Annotated in this window: 18 protein-coding genes and 1 rRNA gene; 12 read left to right on the top strand and 7 right to left on the bottom strand. The window is 67.9% G+C overall.

All coding sequences use genetic code 11. The features are described from left to right. Window positions 1-3 precede the first annotated feature (3 nt). Window positions 4-116, top strand: a 5S ribosomal RNA gene (gene rrf / locus MMB92_RS20265). A 136-nt stretch (window positions 117-252) separates the two neighbouring features. Here rrf and MMB92_RS20260 read toward each other — a convergent pair. The 4 genes from MMB92_RS20260 to MMB92_RS20245 all read right to left on the bottom strand — a co-directional run bounded on the left by MMB92_RS20260 (window position 253) and on the right by MMB92_RS20245 (window position 3063). Then, a complete protein-coding gene (locus MMB92_RS20260) occupies window positions 253-717 on the bottom strand; it encodes a GNAT family N-acetyltransferase (RefSeq protein WP_171984186.1) in 465 nt (154 codons plus the stop codon). Between the two features lie 140 nt (window positions 718-857). After that, window positions 858-1229 (bottom strand): nuclear transport factor 2 family protein, encoded by a 372-nt coding sequence (locus MMB92_RS20255; RefSeq protein WP_277562891.1) that lies wholly within the window; start codon window positions 1227-1229, stop codon window positions 858-860. A 54-nt stretch (window positions 1230-1283) separates the two neighbouring features. Beyond that, window positions 1284-1883: a hypothetical protein gene (locus tag MMB92_RS20250; protein WP_006491465.1), complete on the bottom strand. Its 600-nt coding sequence runs from the start codon at window positions 1881-1883 to the stop codon at window positions 1284-1286. A 175-nt stretch (window positions 1884-2058) separates the two neighbouring features. Next, window positions 2059-3063, bottom strand: a complete 1005-nt coding sequence (locus tag MMB92_RS20245; protein WP_034203776.1) for an AraC family transcriptional regulator — start codon at window positions 3061-3063, stop codon at window positions 2059-2061. Between the two features lie 143 nt (window positions 3064-3206). On the opposite strand from MMB92_RS20245, the gene MMB92_RS20240 reads away from it, so the two are divergent. Genes MMB92_RS20240 through MMB92_RS20230 form a run of 3 tightly spaced genes read left to right on the top strand, consistent with a single transcriptional unit; the run spans window position 3207 to window position 6864 of the window. Next, window positions 3207-4874: an acyl-CoA synthetase gene (locus tag MMB92_RS20240; RefSeq protein ID WP_062885886.1), complete on the top strand. Its 1668-nt coding sequence runs from the start codon at window positions 3207-3209 to the stop codon at window positions 4872-4874. A gap of 13 nt (window positions 4875-4887) precedes the next feature. Next, window positions 4888-5655, top strand: coding sequence for a 3-hydroxyacyl-CoA dehydrogenase (locus MMB92_RS20235; protein ID WP_006483642.1), 768 nt, complete (start codon window positions 4888-4890; stop codon window positions 5653-5655). Window positions 5656-5673: 18 nt separating this feature from the next. Further along, on the top strand, window positions 5674-6864 hold the full coding sequence (locus tag MMB92_RS20230) for an acetyl-CoA C-acetyltransferase (RefSeq protein ID WP_034203774.1): 1191 nt from the start codon (window positions 5674-5676) through the stop codon (window positions 6862-6864). Window positions 6865-6972: 108 nt separating this feature from the next. Here MMB92_RS20230 and MMB92_RS20225 read toward each other — a convergent pair whose 3' ends face one another. After that, entirely contained in the window at window positions 6973-7665 is a 693-nt protein-coding gene (locus tag MMB92_RS20225) for a TetR/AcrR family transcriptional regulator (protein WP_006485720.1), read from the bottom strand. A 321-nt stretch (window positions 7666-7986) separates the two neighbouring features. On the opposite strand from MMB92_RS20225, the gene MMB92_RS20220 reads away from it, so the two are divergent. From MMB92_RS20220 to MMB92_RS20185, 8 genes are all read left to right on the top strand, one after another. Beyond that, complete coding sequence (locus MMB92_RS20220) at window positions 7987-9267, top strand: Zn-dependent hydrolase (RefSeq protein ID WP_006498608.1); 1281 nt, start codon at window positions 7987-7989, stop codon at window positions 9265-9267. 127 nt (window positions 9268-9394) lie between these two features. Further along, entirely contained in the window at window positions 9395-10732 is a 1338-nt protein-coding gene (locus MMB92_RS20215) for an NAD(P)-dependent oxidoreductase (protein WP_062885885.1), read from the top strand. 55 nt (window positions 10733-10787) lie between these two features. After that, the gene (preA, locus tag MMB92_RS20210; protein WP_034203770.1) at window positions 10788-12104 is read left to right on the top strand and encodes an NAD-dependent dihydropyrimidine dehydrogenase subunit PreA; all 1317 of its coding nucleotides are present in this window, start codon (window positions 10788-10790) and stop codon (window positions 12102-12104) included. A gap of 102 nt (window positions 12105-12206) precedes the next feature. After that, entirely contained in the window at window positions 12207-13715 is a 1509-nt protein-coding gene (locus tag MMB92_RS20205) for an NCS1 family nucleobase:cation symporter-1 (RefSeq protein WP_034203769.1), read from the top strand. Between the two features lie 65 nt (window positions 13716-13780). Next, window positions 13781-15238: a dihydropyrimidinase gene (gene hydA, locus MMB92_RS20200; protein WP_006485639.1), complete on the top strand. Its 1458-nt coding sequence runs from the start codon at window positions 13781-13783 to the stop codon at window positions 15236-15238. 248 nt (window positions 15239-15486) lie between these two features. Beyond that, on the top strand, window positions 15487-16761 hold the full coding sequence (locus MMB92_RS20195) for a NupC/NupG family nucleoside CNT transporter (protein WP_048985671.1): 1275 nt from the start codon (window positions 15487-15489) through the stop codon (window positions 16759-16761). 33 nt (window positions 16762-16794) lie between these two features. After that, on the top strand, window positions 16795-18111 hold the full coding sequence (deoA, locus tag MMB92_RS20190) for a thymidine phosphorylase (RefSeq protein WP_062885884.1): 1317 nt from the start codon (window positions 16795-16797) through the stop codon (window positions 18109-18111). A 25-nt stretch (window positions 18112-18136) separates the two neighbouring features. Further along, on the top strand, window positions 18137-18526 hold the full coding sequence (locus MMB92_RS20185; protein ID WP_006485641.1) for a cytidine deaminase: 390 nt from the start codon (window positions 18137-18139) through the stop codon (window positions 18524-18526). A 33-nt stretch (window positions 18527-18559) separates the two neighbouring features. Here the strand turns inward: MMB92_RS20185 and MMB92_RS20180 are convergent, their stop codons facing one another. Both MMB92_RS20180 and msrA read right to left on the bottom strand, forming a co-directional pair. Then, complete coding sequence (locus tag MMB92_RS20180) at window positions 18560-19675, bottom strand: aromatic ring-hydroxylating dioxygenase subunit alpha (protein ID WP_006485640.1); 1116 nt, start codon at window positions 19673-19675, stop codon at window positions 18560-18562. 247 nt (window positions 19676-19922) lie between these two features. Next, window positions 19923-20666, bottom strand: coding sequence for a peptide-methionine (S)-S-oxide reductase MsrA (gene msrA, locus MMB92_RS20175; RefSeq protein WP_062885883.1), 744 nt, complete (start codon window positions 20664-20666; stop codon window positions 19923-19925). Window positions 20667-20711: the final 45 nt, after the last annotated feature.

Genomic DNA, 20711 nt, shown 5'->3' with positions numbered 1-20711 from the left:
TTGCCTGATGACCATAGCGAGTCGGTCCCACCCCTTCCCATCCCGAACAGGACCGTGAAACGACTCTACGCCGATGATAGTGCGGATTCCCGTGTGAAAGTAGGTAATCGTCAGGCTCCCTAAGCCAGAAACCCCCGCCCGAACAGGCGGGGGTTTTTGCATTGGCGTGCCCAAAAGCATGCTTGCCGCAGTCGGTAGCCCAATCCCGTCAACCGTACGCAGTGAGCCATCTTGCTGCGATCTCCTCACCCATCAGACCATGATCCGCAAGATCGGAAAAAATCTGCCCGGGATAGCGCTCGATTCCTTTTCGCCGATCTTTTCAGCCCCCAGTGTCAGATAGAACGGCGCGGCATTGGGATCTGCTTCGATCACAAAGCGCTTGATTCCTCTCGCAGCGGCCTCGGTCCGAACTGATTCCCACAGCGCACGGGCGACACCCTGACCCATGTGATCGGAATGAACGAACAGCCATCCGGGTGTTGGTCGATCCGAATTCAACGATGCTCGGATCCAGAACCCGATGATCGACTCGCCTGATTCCGCGACATAACCGATCGCCCCTTCGATCGTCTCCGGCGAGATCGTGAGATCGTTTTGCCACACGTCCAGCCATTCCTTCGGATAGCCCCAGTGCGCTTTCGACAGGCGCGCCAGTCGCGTGAGTTCGTCTGCGTCCGCGGCACGCGCGGAACGCACGGTAAATAGCTTGTGCATTTCGTCTCTCGTCATTGTCGACACCGTGTCGCGCCTTCATCAGTGCATCGTCGGGATCGCGGCATCTCACCGTCCGGTCGACGGCCGGCTGCTCGCAGCGGCTTTGCTCGACACTATGCATCCCCACACGCCCGTCGCAGTTACATGACCTGCGACGCATGTCCGGCGACGACACGCCAGTGGGCGCCCGATCGACGCCAGACACGCGTATAGGCAAACGTGCCGGCGAATGCCGCGCCATCGAAATGTCCGGCGAGAGTCGCTCGCGTCGTGGTCAGGATCATCTCGTCGATCGCGCATGCGCGCCTCTCGAGGACGTCGAGTGTGTCGAGACACAGAAGCTTCGCCCGATGCGCGGTGAGGTCGTCCTCCTTGGAGATGACCTGGCCGGTCGGGGCGGTGAATACCAGATCGTCGTCCAGCAGCGCGTCGAGCGCTTCGACGTCGTTGCTCAGCATCGCTGTGCGGAGCGCGGTCTCATAGGGTTCGATGACGGTACGGATTGCGTCCATGTCAGGCCTCGCATCATTTCGGAAGGGGAGCGGCATGGCGGTGACAAACGCAGCCTACCGCGCGTTCGACAACGACTGACGCCGGACCAGCATCACCATGCAGATGCCGATCGACGCGATGAGGTTGACGGCCGGATAGAACGCGACCGCGACACTCCACGTGCTCAGTGCCAGCAGCGCCAGTGCGTACTTGAGCACGCATAGCGCGAAATACGCGAGGCTCTCGCTCCACGGATCGCGGATCGTCTTGCGCACGGTCGGGCCGAGGCCGGCAAGCTCGATCAGCGTAACCAGACAGATCGACACCGTCGGATCGTCGGTCAGCTTCCACAGCGGAATGGCCGACAGGGCCGCGCACAGGAACAGCCAGTCGAGGCCCGTCCAGCCGCGTTCGCCGCGAAACAGGCTGGCGATCAGCGTCAGAAAGCACGTGACGGCGATCGCCGCCGTGCACCACGCGGACGGCCCCGCGCCCGCGACGAACTGGCCGGCAGCCGCGATCGCCGTGACGACCGACCACACGAGCCACGTGAACAGATGCGGGCGCACGGTGCGCCGATAGATCGCGAGCGCGTAAGGAATCGCCGCCAGCAACGACACGGCCGTTCCGATCGCGCCGAAGATCGAAGCGGCGCCCTGATCGACATTCACCATCGACGCAACCTCGTCCGGACAGGCCGACCAGTATGTGGTCTGACGGATCGCGGCGCAACGTCGTGCCGGCTCCGCGGTGCGGTGAACGCCGCGCGGATTCGCACCGGAACGCAGAAGAAACCGGACTGGAGCGTATCGACGGCACATGACGAGGCGCTCCACATCCATCAGCCATTCAAGACTCCGCCTGAGCCGCATGCACGTCGCGCCGGAAGGCACCGGGGCTCGTCCCCGTCCATTTCCGGAACGCGCGATGAAACGCGCTCGGCTCGGTGAAGCCGAGCTCGGCCGCGATCTCCGCGACGCTGAGCGCGTGCCCGCGCAGCAGCGACTGCGCGAGCGCGCCGCGCAACTCGTCCTTGATCGCCGCGAAGCTTTGCCCTTCGCTGCGCAAACGCCGCCGCAGCGTCGCGGGCGTCGTGTCGAGGCGCACGGCCAGCGTGTCGAAGTCGGGCCATTCGGCGGCCGGCCGCGCCTTGAGATGCGCGCGCGTCTTCGCGACCCAGCCCGTGTCGTGCCGGTAGCGCACGAGCAGGTTGCCGGGCGCGCCGCGCAGGAAGGTCTTCAGCGCCTGCTCGGAACGGATCGTCGGCAGCGCGAGGTACGCGGCGTTGAACGCGAGCCGGCTGTCGGGCCGGTCGAAATGCACGGGGACGCCGAAGAACTGGTGATAGTCGCTGCGCTGGCCGGCGCTCGGGCACGCGAAATCGATGCGCTGCAGCGGGATGCGCCGGCCGATCAGCCAGCACGCGACGCCAAGCAGGATCAGCCAGAACGTCCGGTACGCGAACGCCGGGTACGGCGCGCCCGATTGCGCCAGCACGATCTGCGCCTGCCCGTCGGCCACCACGAGCTCGCCGTGCGGCTCGTCGAGCACCACGCGCAGAAACTTCAGCGCGCGCCGCAGCGCCTTGTCGAGCGTGCCGGCACGCAGCACCGCGTGGCACAGCAGCGTGAAGCTGCCGCGCCGCATCGGGCGCGCGGCGAGTCCGAAGAACTCGTCGTCGAGCGCACCGGCGATCGCGAGCCACAGGCGGCCGTACTGCTGCGGCGTGACGGGCTCGTGCACGGCGGCCGGCAGCCCCGCGGCACGCAGCACGGGCGCGGTCGGCAGGCCGCGCCGGCGCAGGCACGCAAGCGCATCGTCGACGAAATCCGGCGAAATCATCTGCGGCCCCATTTTCCTGCGTCCTCCGACATGGCAAAAGCGATCACGATTCTAGATTCCGTTTGTCATTGATTGCAATGTAGGGGCTGTCTACTATCGATGTATCCCCGTCGCGCCCCTGGCTCGCCGGCGGCCATAACGCACAGGAGACACGCATGCCTGAAGGAGCTACCGCCCGGGCGGTGCCGGCCTACGCCGACGCCGTGGCCCGGTTCAGTATCGAGACCGCCGCCGCGCAACTGGACGGCGACCTGGAGCGCGGCCTGAACGCGTGTGTCGAATGCTGCGACCGGCACGCGAAGGCGGACGCGATCGCGCTCGACTGGATCGACGCCGGCGGCCAGCACCATCGCTTCACCTTCGCGCAGATGCAGGCGTTGTCGGCCCGGGTCGCGCACCTGCTCGTCGCGCAGGGCGTAAAACCGGGCGACGTGGTGGCCGGCATGCTGCCGCGCACGCCGGAACTCGTCGCGACGATCCTCGGCACGTGGCGCGCGGGCGCCGTGTACCAGCCGCTGTTTACCGCGTTCGGCCCGAAGGCGATCGAGCACCGGCTGCGCATGAGCGGCGCGCGGCTGGTCGTGACCAACGTCGCGAATCGCGCGAAGCTCGACGAAATTGCCGACTGTCCGACGGTCGCGACGGTGCGCGAAGCAGGCGAGACGCTGCCGGCTCACGACATCGATTTCCGCGCGGCGCTCGCTGCGCAGTCCGATACGTTCGAGCCGGTGCTGCGCAAGGGGGCGGACCTGTTCATGATGATGTCGACGTCGGGCACGACGGGCCTGCCGAAGGGCGTGCCGGTGCCGCTGTACGCGCTGCTCGCGTTCGGCGCGTACATGCGCGAAGCGGTCGACCTGCGCGCGAGCGACCGGTTCTGGAACATCGCCGATCCGGGCTGGGCGTACGGGCTCTATTACGCGATCACCGGCCCGCTGCTCCTTGGTCATGCGACGACGCTGTACGAGGGCAGCTTCACGGTCGAGAGCACCTACGACGTGATCGAGCGACTCGGCATCACGAGCCTCGCCGGTTCACCGACCGCGTACCGGATGCTGATGGCGGCCGGCAACGAAGCGGCCGCACGGCTGAAAGGCCAGCTGCGCGTGGTCAGCAGTGCCGGCGAGCCGCTGAATCCCGAAGTCGTGCGCTGGTTCCACGCGGCGCTCGGCGCGCCGATCCATGACCACTACGGCCAGACCGAACTCGGGATGGTCGTCAACAATCATCACGGCCTCACGCACGTCATCCATGCCGGTTCGGCCGGCCTCGCGATGCCGGGCTACCGTGTCGCGGTGCTCGACGAAGCCGGCCGCGAGCTTGGCCCCGGCGAGCCCGGCAACCTCGCGATCGACATCGCGCGCTCGCCGCTGCTGTGGTTCCGCGGCTACTGGCAGCAGGACACGCCGGCGATCGCGGGCGGCTACTACCGGACCGGCGACAACGTCGAGCTGGAGCCGGATGGCACCGTGAGCTTCATCGGCCGCGCGGACGACGTGATCACGTCGTCCGGCTACCGGATCGGCCCGTTCGACGTGGAAAGTGCGCTGATCGAGCATCCGGCCGTCAGCGAGGCTGCCGTGATCGGTGTGCCCGATCCGGAGCGCACAGAGATCGTGAAGGCGTTCGTCGTCCTGTCGAAAGGGTTCGACGGCACGCCGGAACTGGCCGAGGAATTGAGTCTGCACGTGAAGCGGCGGCTGTCCGCTCACGCTTATCCGCGCGCGATCGACTTCGTCGACGCGCTGCCGAAAACCCCGAGCGGCAAGATCCAGCGCTTCGTGTTGCGCAAGATGGAAGCCGAGAAGGCCGCTCAACCCTGAATACGGACTGCGAATGAATATCAAGGATCGCGTTTTTCTGATTACCGGTGCCGGTTCCGGCCTCGGCGCCGCGGTGGCGCGCATGGTCGTCGCGCAGGGCGGCAAAGCCGTGCTGCTGGACGTCAATGACGAGGCGGGCACGAGCCTCGCGAACGAACTCGGCGCGGCCGCGCGCTTCGTGAAGACCGACGTGACGAGCGAAGCCGATGGTCAGGCCGCCGTCGCGGCCGCGCGCGACGCGTTCGGCCGCGTCGACGTGCTCGTCAACTGCGCGGGCGTCGCGCCGGGCGAGAAGGTCGTCGGCCGCGACGGCCCGCATTCGCTCGACCGCTTCGCGCGCGCGGTGTCGATCAATCTGGTCGGCACGTTCAACATGATCCGGCTGGCCGCCGAAGCGATGTCGAAGCAGGACGCTGACGCGGAAGGCGAGCGCGGCGTGATCGTCAATACCGCATCGGTCGCGGCGTTCGACGGGCAGATCGGACAGGCTGCGTATGCGGCGTCGAAGAGCGGCGTGGTGGGCATGACGCTGCCGATCGCACGCGAGCTCGCGCGCTTCGGCATTCGCGTCGTGACGGTCGCGCCCGGCATCTTCGCGACGCCGATGATGGCCGGCATGCCGCAGGACGTGCAGGACGCGCTCGGCAAGAGCGTGCCGTTCCCGCCGCGGCTCGGCCGCCCGGAAGAATTTGCGGCGCTGGTGCGCCACATCGCCGAGAACACGATGTTGAACGGCGAAGTTATCCGTCTCGATGGCGCGTTGCGCATGGCACCGCGCTGACACTGGAGGAAGCGAATCATGACGACTCAGGATCCGATCGTAATCGTGGGCGCGGCGCGCACGCCGATGGGCGGTTTTCAGGGCGACCTGGCGGCGGCCAGCGCGAGCGACCTTGGCGCGGTGGCGATTCGCGCCGCGCTCGAGCGCGCGAACGTGTCCGCCGAGCGCATCGACGAGATCGTGTTCGGCTGCGTGCTGCCGGCCGGCCAGGGCCAGGCGCCGGCGCGCCAGGCCGCGCTGAAGGCCGGGCTGCCGCTCGCCGCGGGTGCGACCACGGTCAACAAGATGTGCGGCTCCGGGATGAAGGCCGCGATGTTCGCGCACGACCTGCTGCTGGCGGGTTCGGCGGGCGTGGCCGTGGCGGGCGGGATGGAGAGCATGACGAATGCGCCGTACCTGCTGCCGAAGGCGCGCGCGGGCATGCGCATGGGTCATGGGCAGGTGCTCGACCACATGTTCCTCGACGGGCTCGAGGACGCGTATGAAAAGGGCCGCCTGATGGGTACCTTCGCCGAGGATTGCGCGCAGGCCTACCAGTTCACGCGCGAAGCGCAGGATGCGTTCGCGATTGCGTCGCTGACGCGGGCGCAGCGCGCGATCGCGGAAGGGCGTTTCGTGTCGGAAATCGCGCCGGTGACCGTGAAGGCCGGCAAGACGGAAAGCGTCGTGTCGATCGACGAGCAGCCGGGCAAGGCGAAACTCGACAAGATCCCGACGCTGAAGCCGGCGTTCCGCGACGGCGGCACGGTGACGGCCGCGAACGCCTCGTCGATTTCGGACGGCGCGGCCGCGCTCGTGATGATGCGTCGCTCGGAAGCCGAGCGCCTCGGCCTCACGCCGAAGGCCGTGATCGTCGGGCATTCGACTCATGCGGACAAGCCCGGCCTGTTCGCGACCGCGCCGATCGGCGCGCTGCGCAAGCTGTCGGAGAAAACCGGCTGGAACCTGCGCGACGTCGACCTGTTCGAGATCAACGAAGCGTTCGCGGTGGTGCCGATGGCCGCGATGCGCGACCTCGACCTGCCGCACGAGAAGGTCAACGTGCACGGCGGCGCATGCGCGCTCGGGCATCCGATCGGCGCATCGGGTGCGCGCGTGATGGTGACGCTGCTGGCCGCGCTCGAAACGTACGGCTTGAAGCGCGGCGTCGCATCGCTGTGCATCGGCGGCGGCGAAGCGACGGCCGTCGCGATCGAGCGCCTCGCGTAACGCGACGCATCGTTCGTCCGTCCGTGGCATCGCGGGCGGCGCGTATCGCACGGGACCTTCCGTGTGGTGCGCGCCGCCCGTTTTTATTTGGTTGATCGCCGTGTCGCGCTACGACTTCGCGTTCGGCGATACCGCGCCGCATGCGCGAATCACGAGTTGCACGACCTGTTCGGTCCTGTCGTCGAACGCCTTCTTCGTGAACGCGCGCTTGCCGCTCAGCGCGCGAATCTGCGCATCGAAATCCGCATAGTGCTGCGTGGTCGCCCAGATCAGGTACATCAGCGCATGCGGGTCGATCGGCGCGAGCAGTCCGCGCGCGATCCAGCCGTCGATCACGTTGATGCGCGCGTCGAACCACGGCTTCACGCGTTGCGACAGGATGTCCTGCATGTGTTCCGCGCCGTGGATGATCTCGTTGGCCCAGACCTTCGAGCCGAGCGGGCGCCGCTGCGACAGCGCCATCTTCGCGCGCACGTAGCTGCCGATCGCCTCCACCGGATCGTCGCCGGCCTCGAACGAGCCGGCCGCGCGATGCCAGTCCTCGAACAGGTCGTCGAGCACGCGGCGGTACAGCGCAAGCTTGGTCGGGAAGTAGTAGTGCACATTCGCCTTCGGCAGGCCCGCGCGCTCCGCGATCATCGCGGTGCTGGCGCCGGCGAGCCCGCGTTCCGCGAATACGGCTTCCGCGCACGCGAGCAGATGGGCTTCGTTGGACTCGCGAATGTGTGCCTTGCGTCGCCGCAAAGGCGCGGGCGTTTCGTCCCGGTCGGTGGCTTCGATCGCCGCCTCGTCATGTCTCATCGTGTCCCTCGCGCGGCGGCCATGCCGCGTTGGGCTTCATTCTAGCTGCTGATTCGCGTCGCGCGCACGCATCCGGATGCCGCGATTCCACCGCGATGCTGCGTTGCGGTGGCACGTTTCTCGCTCCATCGCGTCACGCAAGAAAGACGTTGCGCTGGTCATTTTGATCGTCTAAAACCTGTCCAATCGGACAGGATTTGCGCGTTTCGCGAATCGACGGGGACATGCACCGCATCCGGGCGGTGTGCCCTCGAAACAGGCATCACACGCACCGGCACAGACCGGGCTGACGACATCACCGACCCCACAGGAGCGATACGAATGAACGCGGTATCGGAAACAGTGAAGCGGGCAGCTTTCGACACGTCGATCAAGGTCGACGGCAAGCGGTTGTGGGACAGCCTGATGGAAGTCGCGAAAATCGGCGCGACGCCGAAAGGCGGCGTGTGCCGCCTCGCGCTGACCGATCTCGACAAGGCCGGCCGCGACCTGATCGTCGGCTGGGCGAAGGCGGCCGGCTGCACGGTGACGGTCGATACGATGGGCAACGTGTTCATGCGCCGCGCGGGCCGCGTGGCCGACGCCGCGCCGGTCGTCACGGGCTCGCACGCGGATTCGCAGCCGACCGGCGGACGCTTCGACGGCATCTACGGCGTGCTCGGCGGCCTCGAAGTGATTCGCAGTCTCAACGATCACGGCATCGAGACCGAGCATCCCGTCGAGGTCGTGATCTGGACCAATGAAGAGGGTTCGCGCTTCGCGCCCGCGATGGTCGCATCGGGCGTGTTCGCGGGCGTGTTCCCGCTCGAATACGGGCTGTCGCGCAAGGACGTCGACGGCAAGACGATCGGCGAGGAACTGGCGCGCATCGGTTATGCGGGCGACGTGCCGTGCGGCGGGCGCAAGCTGCACGCGGCGTTCGAGCTGCATATCGAACAGGGGCCGATTCTCGAAGCGGAATGCAAGACGATCGGCGTCGTGACCGACGCGCAGGGGCAGCGCTGGTACGAGATCACGTTCACCGGCCAGGAAGCGCACGCGGGGCCGACGCCGATGCCGCGCCGCCGCGACGCGCTGCTCGGTGCGTCGCGCGTGGTCGATCTCGTCAACCGGATCGGCCTCGATCATGCGCCGTTCGGCTGTGCGACGGTCGGCATGATGCAGGTCCACCCGAACTCGCGCAACGTGATTCCGGGCCGCGTGTTCTTCACCGTCGATTTCCGTCATCCGGACGACGCCGTGCTCGCGAAGATGGATGCGGCGCTGCGCGACGGAGTCGCGCGCATCGCGGCCGACATCGGGCTCGACACCGAGCTCGAGCAGATTTTCTACTACAAGCCGGTCGCGTTCGATCCCGCGTGCGTGGCGGCCGTGCGCGGCGCGGCCGACCGCTTCGGCTATTCGCATCGCGACATCGTGTCGGGCGCGGGCCACGACGCGTGCTATCTCGCGCAGGTCGCGCCGACGTCGATGGTGTTCGTGCCCTGCGTCGACGGCATCAGCCACAACGAGATCGAGGACGCGACGCCCGCATGGATCGAGGCCGGCGCGAACGTGCTGCTGCACGCGATGCTGTCGCGCGCATGCGAGCCGGCTTCATGATGGGTCGGCCGTAGCAGCCGCGAGGCTGCCTGTCGTCAGAAATTTGCATGCCTAAGCATGACCGCCCCGACTGTGCATTCGCAGCCGGCGGGGACGGCTTTGTCTCCACCCAGCCGAAGGAACGCGTATGACCACCCAGCCAACCGGCGATATCGCCGCGCATCGCCTGTCGTCCACGCAACTCTCGTGCGAATTCGCCGATATCGCGCCGCTGCTCGATCCGACCGCGGCGGCGGCCGCCGCGAGCCGCTGCCATTACTGCTACGACGCACCGTGCGTGCACGCGTGCCCGACGCAGATCGACATCCCGAGCTTCATCCGCAAGATCGGCAACGGCAACCTGAAAGGCGCCGCGACCGACATCCTGTCCGCGAATCCGCTCGGCGGGATGTGCGCACGTGTGTGCCCGACCGAGATCCTCTGTGAAGGCGCTTGTGTGCGCAACCATCAGGATGCGCAGCCGGTCGCGATCGGCGCGCTGCAGCGGCATGCGACCGACTGGGCGATGCAGACCGGCGCGGTGCAGTTCCGGCGCGCGCCGGAGACGGGCCGCCATGTGGCGGTGGTCGGCGCGGGGCCGACCGGGCTCGCGTGCGCGCACCGGCTCGCGCTCGCCGGGCATCGTGTCACGCTGTTCGACGCGCGTCCGAAGGCCGGCGGCCTCAACGAATACGGGATCGCCGCGTACAAGACCGTCGACGATTTCGCGCAACGCGAGGTCGAGTGGCTGCTGTCGGTGGGCGGCATCACGCTGAAAACCGGTGCGGCGCTCGGACGCGACGTGACGCTCGATGCGCTGCGCGAGCAGCACGACGCGGTATTCCTCGCGATGGGGCTCGGTGGCGTGCGCGCGCTCGCGATCGACGGCGAGCAACTGGGCGGCGTGATGAACGCGGTCGATTTCATCGCGCAGGTGCGGCAGGCCGACGCGCTCGCGAACGTGCCGGTCGGGCGGCGCGTGGTCGTGATCGGCGGCGGCAATACGGCGATCGATGCGGCGGTGCAGAGCCGCAAGCTCGGCGCCGAGCGCGTGACGATGGTGTACCGGCGCGGCGTCGACGCGATGAGCGCGACGTGGGCCGAGCGCGAGTTCGCGCAAAAGAGCGGCGTCACGCTCGTCACGCACGCGAAGCCGGTGCGTATCGTGGGCACGGACGGGCAGGTGACGGGCGTCGAATTCGAGGGCGCATCGGGCGAGCGCTTCACCATCGACGCGGACATGGTGCTGAAGGCGATCGGCCAGACGCTCGTGCCGGACGGCATCGCGGCCACGTTGCTGACTTCGGACCGCACGCGGATCGCGGTCGATGCGGACGGGCGCACGGCGCTGCCGGACGTGTGGGCCGGCGGCGACTGCGCGGCGACCGACGGCATCGATCTCACGGTGCAGGCCGTGCAGGACGGCAAGCGCGCGGCCGCGTCGATCGACGCGACGCTCGCCGCGCGCGACGCGAAGGCAGCCTGAACGCGCGGCGTCCCGCTGGCACACCGAACACGACCCCATTCTCACGGAGCCGAACATGGCCGATCTTCGCTGCACCATCGCAGGCATCACTTCGCCGAATCCCTTCTGGCTGGCGTCCGCGCCGCCGACCGACAAGGCCTACAACGTCAATCGCGCATTCGAGGCGGGCTGGGGCGGCGTCGTCTGGAAGACGCTCGGGCTCGACCCGCACGTCGTCAACGTCAGTTCGCGCTACGGCGCCGTGCAGTGGAACGGCCAGCGCATCGCGGGGTTGAACAACATCGAGCTGATCACCGACCGTCCGCTCGACGTGAACCTGAGAGAGATCGCGCAGGTGAAGCGCGACTGGCCGGACCGCGCGCTGATCGTGTCGCTGATGGTGCCGTGCAACGAGCGCGACTGGAAATGGATCCTGCCGCTCGTCGAGGATACCGGGGCCGACGCGGTCGAGCTCAACTTCGGTTGCCCGCACGGGATGAGCGAGCGCGGGATGGGCGCGGCGGTCGGGCAGGTGCCCGAATACGTCGAGATGGTCACGCGCTGGGTGAAGGAGGGCACGAAGCTGCCGTGCCTCGTGAAGCTCACACCGAACATCAGCGACATCCGGATGGGCTCGCGCGCCGCGTACAAGGGCGGGGCGGACGGCGTGTCACTGATCAACACGATCAACTCGATCGTCGCGGTCGATCTCGACCACATGGCGCCGATGCCGACCGTCGACGGCAAGGGCACGCACGGCGGCTATTGCGGGCCGGCGGTCAAGCCGATCGCGCTGAACATGGTCGCGGAAATCGCCCGCGACCCGGAAACGCCGAACCTGCCGATCTCGGGCATCGGCGGCGTCTCGTCATGGCGCGACGCGGCCGAGTTCATGGTGCTCGGCGCCGGCAGCGTGCAGGTGTGCACCGCCGCGATGCATTACGGCTTCCGGATCGTGTCGGATCTCGCCGACGGGCTGTCGAACTGGATGGACGAGAAGGGCTACGCGACGCTCGACGACATCCGCGGCCGCGCAGTGCCGAACGTCACCGACTGGAAATACCTGAACCTGAAGTACGACATCAAGGCGCGCATCGACCAGGACCGCTGCATCCAGTGCGGGCTGTGCCATATCGCGTGCGAGGACACCTCGCACCAGGCGATCACGGCGACGAAGGACGGCGTGCGGCATTTCGAAGTGGTCGATTCGGCGTGCGTCGGGTGCAATCTTTGCATGCATGTGTGTCCGGTCGAGCAATGCATCACGATGGAGCGCGTCGATTCGGGCGACTACGCGAACTGGACCACGCATCCGAACAATCCGGCGAGCGCGGAGGCGGGGGCGGGTGCAGGCGCGGCGGCACCGGATAAGCACGCGAAGAAGGCTGCCTGACCGGCGTCCGGCGAGGCAGGGTCATCCTGCATCGCCGCCTTTCGTTCCACCCGGGCCGGCATCGCACGATGCCGGCGTTGACGTTTTCGTGGAGTGTGTTCGATGAATCACGCAGCGAATCCCGCCGATCCCGACAGCGCCGCGGCGCACGGCGGCAGCCTGTACAACGACGATCTCGCGCCGACGACGCCGGCGCAGCGCACGTGGAAGTGGTACCACTTCGCGGCGCTGTGGGTCGGGATGGTGATGAACATCGCGTCGTACATGCTCGCGGCCGGGCTGATCCAGGAAGGCATGTCGCCGTGGCAGGCGGTGATGACGGTGCTGCTCGGCAACCTGATCGTGCTCGTGCCGATGCTGCTGATCGGCCATGCGGGCGCGAAGCACGGAATCCCGTACGCGGTGCTCGTGCGCGCGTCGTTCGGCACGCAGGGCGCGAAGCTGCCGGCGCTGTTGCGCGCGATCGTCGCCTGCGGCTGGTACGGCATCCAGACCTGGCTCGGCGGCAGCGCGATCTACACGCTGCTGAACATCCTGACCGGCAACGCGCTGCACGGCGCGGCGCTGCCGCTCGTCGGCATCTCGTTCGGGCAGCTCGCGTGCTTCCTCGTGTTCTGGGCGCTGCAGCTGTACTTCATCTGGCACGGCACCGATTCGATCCGCTGGCTCGAAAGCTGGTCCGCACCGATCAAGGTCGTGATGTGCGTGGCGCTCGTGTGGTGGGCGACGTCGAAGGCGGGCGGGTTCGGCTCGATGCTGTCGGCGCCGTCGCAGTTCGCGGCAGGCGGCAAGAAGGCCGGGCTGTTCTGGGCGACCTTCTGGCCCGGCCTGACCGCGATGGTCGGCTTCTGGGCGACGCTCGCGCTGAACATTCCTGATTTCACGCGCTTCGCGCATTCGCAGCGCGACCAGATGATCGGGCAGTCGATCGGGCTGCCGCTGCCGATGGCGCTGCTGTCGGTGGTGTCGGTCGTCGTGACGTCGGCAACCGTCGTGATCTACGGCAACGCGATCTGGGATCCGATCGACCTGACGAGCCGGATGACGGGCATCGGCGTCGGCATCGCGCTCGTGATCCTCACGCTCGACACGATGTGCTGCAACCTCGCCGCGAATCTCGTCGGCCCCGCGTACGACTTCTCGAGCCTGTGGCCGAAGGCGATCTCGTACCGCACGGGCGGGATGATCACCGCGACGATCGCGATCGTGATGATGCCGTGGAAGATCCTCGCGACGACGGACGGCTATATCTTCACCTGGCTCGTCGGCTATTCGGCGTTGCTCGGGCCGGTCGCGGGCATCCTGATGGTCGACTACTTCCTGATTCGCGGCACGCAGCTCGACACGCGTGCGCTGTTCGACGAGGCCGGCGGCTTCAGCTACGCGCGCGGCTGGAACCCGGCCGCGCTGGTCGCGCTCGCGGTCGGCGTGCTGCCGAACCTGCCGGGCTTCCTGCATACCGCGTTTCCCGCGTCGTTCCCGAACGTGCCGGCGTTCTTCAACACGCTTTACACGTACGCGTGGTTCGTCGGCCTCGTGCTGGCGTCGGGCGTGTACGGCACCTGGATGAAGTGGCGCGCCGGACAGCGCGCGCAGATCGCGAGCGCATGACGCGCGAGCCGGCTTCGACTCGCACGCGGCATGCGGCACCCGACAGTCAACGAGGAGGCAAGCAAATGGCAATCCTGATTCGTGGCGGCACCGTGGTCGATGCAGACCGTTCCTATCGCGCGGACGTGCTCTGCGCGGACCCGCAGGACGGCGGCACGATCCTGCAGATCGCGGAGCAGATCGATGCGCCGGCCGGCGCGACCGTCGTCGACGCGCACGACCAGTACGTGATGCCGGGCGGCATCGATCCGCATACGCACATGGAGTTGCCGTTCATGGGCACGCGGGCGAGCGACGATTTCTACTCGGGCACGGCCGCCGGGCTGGCGGGCGGCACGACGAGCATCATCGACTTCGTGATTCCGAGCCCGAAGCAGCCGCTGATGGAGGCATTCCACGAATGGCGCGGCTGGGCCGAGAAATCGGCTTCCGATTACGGCTTTCACGTGGCCGTGACGTGGTGGGACGACAGCGTGCACCGCGACATGGGCACGCTCGTGCGCGAGCATGGCGTGTCGAGCTTCAAGCACTTCATGGCGTACAAGAACGCGATCATGGCCGACGACGAGATCCTCGTGAACAGCTTCACGCGTTCGCTCGAACTCGGCGCGCTGCCGACCGTGCACGCGGAGAACGGCGAGCTCGTGTTCCAGCTGCAAAAGGCGCTGCTCGCGCGCGGGATGACGGGGCCGGAGGCGCATCCGCTGTCGCGGCCGCCGGAGGTGGAAGGCGAGGCCGCGAACCGCGCGATCCGCATCGCGCAGGTGCTCGGCGTGCCCGTGTATATCGTGCACGTGTCGGCGAAGGATGCGGTCGACGTGATCACGCGCGCGCGCAGCGAAGGGCTGCGCGTGTTCGGCGAAGTGCTGCCGGGCCACCTGGTGATCGACGAGGCCGTCTATCGCGACCCGGACTGGACGCGCGCGGCGGCCCACGTGATGAGCCCGCCGTTCCGCTCCGCCGAGCATCGCGAGGCGCTGTGGCGCGGGCTGCAGTCGGGGCAGCTGCATACGACGGCGACCGATCACTGCGTGTTCTGCGCATCGCAGAAGGCGATGGGCCGCAACGATTTCACGAAGATCCCGAACGGCTGCGGCGGCGTCGAGGATCGCATGTCGGTGCTGTGGCATCACGGCGTGAATCATGGCCGCATCACGCCGAACGAGTTCGTGCGGATCACGTCGACGAACGCCGCGCAGATCTTCAACCTGTATCCGCGCAAGGGCGCCGTGCAGGTCGGCGCCGATGCCGACCTCGTCGTATGGGACCCGGCCGCGACGAAGACGATCTCGGTGAACACGCATCACCAGCAGGTCGACTTCAACGTGTTCGAGGGGATGACCGTGCAGGGCGTCGCGACGCACACGCTCACGCGCGGCGCACTCGCCTGGGCCGACGGTGAATTGCGCGCGGTGCGCGGCGCGGGCCGTTACCTGAAGCGCCCGCCCGGTGCCGGCTACTACGAGGCCGCGCGGATCGCGAACCGGCTGCGCGAACCCCATCCGGTCGAACGCGCGGGTTGAGCGATGCGTAGCAGGCGGGGCGTGCCCGTTCGAACGGCGCGCCCCGCGCGCGTTTTCACGAGGTAGGTAGAACAACTGATCAAGTCGTCGAAGCACGAAAAAAGAAACGATCGACGCCATTGGTCGCGGCGATTTTGGCGACGTTGCCGGCGTGCATATCGAGCGAGTAACATCCACCAACCCGATCACGCGGGTCGCGGGCACGGGCCGCCCGCCGGACAGTTCAAATAGTGAGAAAGGAGCACAAGGTGGATATTCTACGCAGTCTCCTCGGTATGCTGTTTCTGTTGCTGGTCGCGTATCTGCTGTCGAACAACCGCCGCGCGGTCAGTGGGCGGACCATGATCGCCGCGCTGCTCACGCAGTTCGCGATCGGCGCGCTCGTGCTGTTCGTGCCGTCGGGTCGCGCGGCGCTGGCCGCGGCCGCGAACGGCGTCAACCGCGTGCTCGACATGGGCAATCACGGCATCGCGTTCGTGTTCGGCGGTCTGGTCGACGCACGGATGTTCCAGTTGTTCGGCGACGGCGGGTTCGTGTTCGGCCTGCGCGTGCTGCCGATGATCATCTTCGTCACCGCGCTGATCTCGGTGCTGTACTACATCGGCGTGATGAAGTGGATCGTCGCGATCCTCGGTGCGGGGCTCGCCAAGGTGCTCGGCGTGAGCCGCATCGAGGCGTGTTCGGCCGTCGCGACGATCTTCCTCGGGCAAAGCGAGATGCCCGCGCTCGTGAAGCCGTTCGTGCGCAACATGACGAGCGCCGAGATCTTCACGGTGATGGCGAGCGGGATGGCATCGGTCGCGGGCTCGGTGCTGGTCGGTTATGCCGGTCTCGGCGTGAAGATGGAGTACCTGCTCGCCGCGTCGTTCATGGCGGTGCCGGGCGGGCTGCTGTTCGGCAAGCTGCTGTTTCCGACCGTCGAACCGAGCCGCGTGGTGGTCGACGGTCTCGATTTCGACGACAAGCGCGCCGCCAACGTGATCGAGGCGGCCGCCTCCGGTGCATCGGTCGGGCTGCGCATCGCGATCAACGTCGGCGCGATGCTGATCGCGTTCGTCGGGCTCATCGCGCTGATGAACCTGATCGTCGGTGGCGCGGCCGCGTTCGTGGGCTTTCCGCAGGTCACGCTGGTCGGCATCATCGGCCACCTGTTCGCGCCGCTCGCGTGGATCATCGGCGTGCCGTGGCACGATGCGGCGCTGGCCGGCAACTTCATCGGCGAGAAGCTGATCTTCAACGAATTCGTCGCGTACGGCGACCTGTCGCCGTACCTGAAGGGCGGCGCGCATGCGGCGGCGGCCGGCCTGCAGGTGCTCGACCCGAAGACGCTCGCGATCGTGTCGTTCGCGCTGTGCGGCTTCGCGAACTTCTCGTCGATCGCGATTCTCGCCGGCGGCTTCAGCGCGGTCGCGCCCGAGCGCCGCTCGGACGTCGCGCGCCTCGGCTTGCGCGCGCTGACGGCGGCGACGCTGTCGAACCTGATGAGCGCGGCGATTGCCGGCCTGTTTTTCTCGCTGCATTGACAGTAGACTCCGACCGATCGAAGCGAGGCAACGATGTTTCTACCGCAGGAATTCATTCGCAGGAAGCGCGACGGGCAGCCGCTCGATCGCGACGGGATGGCCGCGTTCGTGCGCGGCGTGACCGACGGCAGCGTGACCGAGGGCCAGGTGGCCGCGTTCGCGATGGCGGTGTATTTCAACGACCTGAGCACCGACGAGCGCGTCGCGCTGACGCTCGCGCAGCGCGATTCGGGCGACGTGCTCGACTGGCGCGCGCTCGATCTCGACGGGCCGGTGATCGACAAGCATTCGACGGGCGGCGTCGGCGACGTCGTGTCGCTGATGCTCGGGCCGATGGTGGCCGCGTGCGGCGGCTACGTGCCGATGATCTCGGGGCGCGGGCTCGGTCACACCGGCGGCACGCTCGACAAGCTCAGCGCGATTCCCGGTTACGACGTGATGCCCGCCACGGACGCGTTTCGTCGCACGGTGCGCGAGGTCGGCGTCGCGATCATCGGGCAGACCGCGCGGCTCGCGCCGGCCGACAAGCGCATCTATGCGATCCGCGACGTGACGGCGACCGTCGAATCGGTCGCGATGATCACCGCGTCGATCCTGTCGAAGAAACTCGCGGCCGGGCTCGACGGGCTCGTGATGGACGTCAAGGTCGGCTCCGGCGCGTTCATGCCGACCGCGGAGAAATCGGCGGAACTGGCCCGCAGCATCGTCGACGTCGGCAACGGCGTCGGCATGAAGACGACCGCGATCCTCACCGACATGAACCAGTCGCTCGCGCCGTGCGCGGGCAACGCGCTCGAGGTTGCGTGCGCGATCGACTACCTGACCGGCAAGTCGCGTCCCGCGCGGTTGCACGACGTGACGATGGCGTTGTCGGCCGAGTTGCTCGTGACCGGCGGGCTGGCGCGCGACGTCGGCCACGCGCGCGAGAAGCTGCAGCAGGCGCTCGATTCGGGCGCGGCGGCCGAGCGTTTCGCGCGCATGGTCGTCGCGCTCGGTGGCCCCGCCGACCTGCTCGATGCGCCCGCACGGCATCTGGCGCGCGCGGCGGTGATCGTGCCGGTTCCGGCGCCTGCGAGCGGCGTGGTGCAGCGCGTCGATTGCCGCGCGCTCGGGCTGGCGGTGGTCGCGCTCGGCGGCGGCCGCACGCGCGCGGAGGATGCGATCGACGTCAGCGTCGGCCTGTCGGCGCTCGCGGAGATCGGGCAACGCGTCGAGGCCGGCGAGCCGCTCGGTTTCGTGCACGCCCGCGACGAAGCGACCGCGGCGCACGCGGCGGACGCGATTCGCCGCGGCTACGTGCTCGGCGACACGGGCGAAGCGCCGCCGACCCTTTACCAGCGGGTCGACTGACCCTGCTCCCGGAGGCCTCACCACGATGGAACGAGACGAACTGATCGAACAGGCGAAGGCGGCGCGCGAGCGCGCGTATGCGCCGTACTCGCGCTTCAAGGTCGGCGCGGCGCTGCAGGCGCGCGACGGGACGGTTTTCCACGGCTGCAACGTCGAGAACGCGTCGTACGGACTGTGCAATTGCGCGGAACGCACGGCGTTGTTCGCGGCGATCGCCGCCGGCTATCGGCCCGGGGATTTCGCGCGGCTCGCGGTCGTCGGCGACACGGACGGCCCGATCGCGCCGTGCGGCGCGTGTCGTCAGGTGATCATCGAGATCGGCAAGCCCGACATCGAAGTGATCCTGACCAACCTGAAAGGGGCCGTCGAGATCACGACGGCCCGCGCGTTGCTGCCGGGCGCGTTCATGCTGTAACCGCACGCGCCGCGGCGAGACGCGCGCGTCGCCTCATGCGCTGTCACGCGCGTCGCGGATCGGGATCACGGTGCGCGCGCCGCACTGGCGCAGCAGGTCGCGCAGCTCGTTGATGACCGGGAACACCTCGTGATTCCAGTCGGCGCCCTGCCGGTCATGCGCTTCCTGCTCTCGTTCGACGATCCAGCGATCCTCGCGGAAGATGCGCTCGGTGAACCACACGAGCAGCGGCCACGCGAGATCGAGTGCGAACGGGATGCCGGGCTTGTGGATCGACAGCAGCCCGAACGTGCGGTTGGTGCGCTGCTCCGCGTCGAGCGGCACGTAGACGATCCACAGGTCCATCACGAGCGTGCCTTCGCTCGACCGGATCCGCAGCGTCTGGTACGGATACTCGGTGCGCACCGTCATCACGCTCTTGTTGGCCTGGTCGCCGGGCTTCTTGCTCGAACCGAACACGAGCGCCTCGCCGACCGGCTGCTTGCCTTCCATCCGCGCGAACGTGTAGTCGACCTCGACCCAGTCGTCGCCGCGGCGGCGGCCCACGGAGCGTGCGCGCATCTGGCCCATCTGCTTGCGGTGCAGGAACTGATGGTTCATGTCCATCAGGTTCTCGTGCATGAACGAATAGTGGCACTTGACTTCGCGGCCGAAGCGGCGTGTCTTGAACGCTCGATCGTCCGCCGATTCGAGCGCGGGGAACGGCCGTGCCTCGGCGAGCGTGGCGTCGCCCGGGAACACGAAGATCAGCCCGTGCGCCTCGCGGCACGGATACGCGCGCACGCCGTTGGGCAAGCGTTCGCGGCCGAGGTAGGGCACGTCGACACAGCGGCCGCTGTCGCACGCGTAGGTCCAGCCGTGATAGCAGCAGCGCAGCGTTTCGCCGCTCACGACGCCTGCGTGCAGCGGCACCTGGCGGTGCGCGCAACGATCTTCGAGCGCATACACGGCGCCCGATTCGGTGCGCACGAGCACGATCGGATCGCCGGCGAAGCGCACGCCGAGCGTCTTGCCGCGCTTGAGCTCGCGCGACCACGCGAGCGGGTACCAGTGATCGGGGTGAATGGGCACGCGGCGCAGGTCGCGCACGACCGCGCCGGTGGACGGTTCTTCGAGGGTATTGCTGTCAGGCAAAGGCACTGCGCGCATGCGTGACGCCTCCTGGCTGGGCGGGTGGTCCGGATGCCGCATCATGCGGCGAGGATCAGGAGAAGTCTACGCGAAGTTGCCGGCCGCGGCGGACACGATGCGGGTTTGCCCCGGCGTCGCGTCCGCCGATTCGTTGATGCGGCGCAAAGCGGCCTCTGCCGGCGCCTGGCGTGGCGGGCCGGCCCGGCCCGGCCCGGCTGTGCGGCGGGCGGCCTCCCGTCGCGCGGCAGGGTGAGTGACCCGCGGCTCACAAGCGCGCTTCGCGCCACAGCACCGCGTCGGCACGGTACAGCGCCGGGAAGCGCTGCTTCAGCCCGGCGACCTTCGGCAGATCGTTGAACGCGATATACGGCGCATCCGGATGCAGTTCGAGGTAGTTCTGATGATAGGCCTCGGCCGAATAGAACCCCTTGTAGGCTTCCACGCGCGTGACCACGGGCGCCGGAAACACATGCGCGCTGCCGAGCTGCGCGATGTACGCGGTCGCGACCGCGCGTTGCTGTGCGGTGGTCGGGAAGATCGCGGACCGGTACTGCGAGCCTTCGTCGGGGCCTTGCCGGTTCAGTTGGGTCGGGTCGTGCGCGACCGAGAAGAACACCTGCAGCAGCCGGCCGTACGTGATCTGCGTCGGGTCGTAGACGATCCGCACCGATTCCGCGTGCCCCGTCAGCCCCGAGCCGACGAGCGCGTAGTGCGCGGTTTCGGACGCGCCGCCCGCATAGCCAGCGGTGACCTGCTTCACGCCCTTCACGTGTTCGAACACGCCCTGCACGCCCCAGAAGCAGCCGCCGGCGAGCACGGCCGTTTCGTCGTGCGACGCGCCGGGCGTTTCGTCGAGCGTCGGTGCGGGCACGGTGCGCATCGGCTCCGCGGAATTGACGATGCGCTGGTAGCCGAACACGGCGGCGGCTGCCACGGCAACGGCGCCGATGCGGCGCAGCATGGCCGCGCGCCGTCGTGCGGCGGCATCGCGGGTGGGGATCGGGATCATCTCTTGCTCCTTCGGACTGCGTTGAAAAAAGCCGGTGCTCGGAGG

Source organism: Burkholderia sp. IO2, from assembly GCF_029522185.1.
Lineage (GTDB): Bacteria > Pseudomonadota > Gammaproteobacteria > Burkholderiales > Burkholderiaceae > Burkholderia > Burkholderia cenocepacia.
Note: the sequence above shows the minus strand (reverse complement) of the source record. Positions and strands in the feature narration are given on the sequence as shown.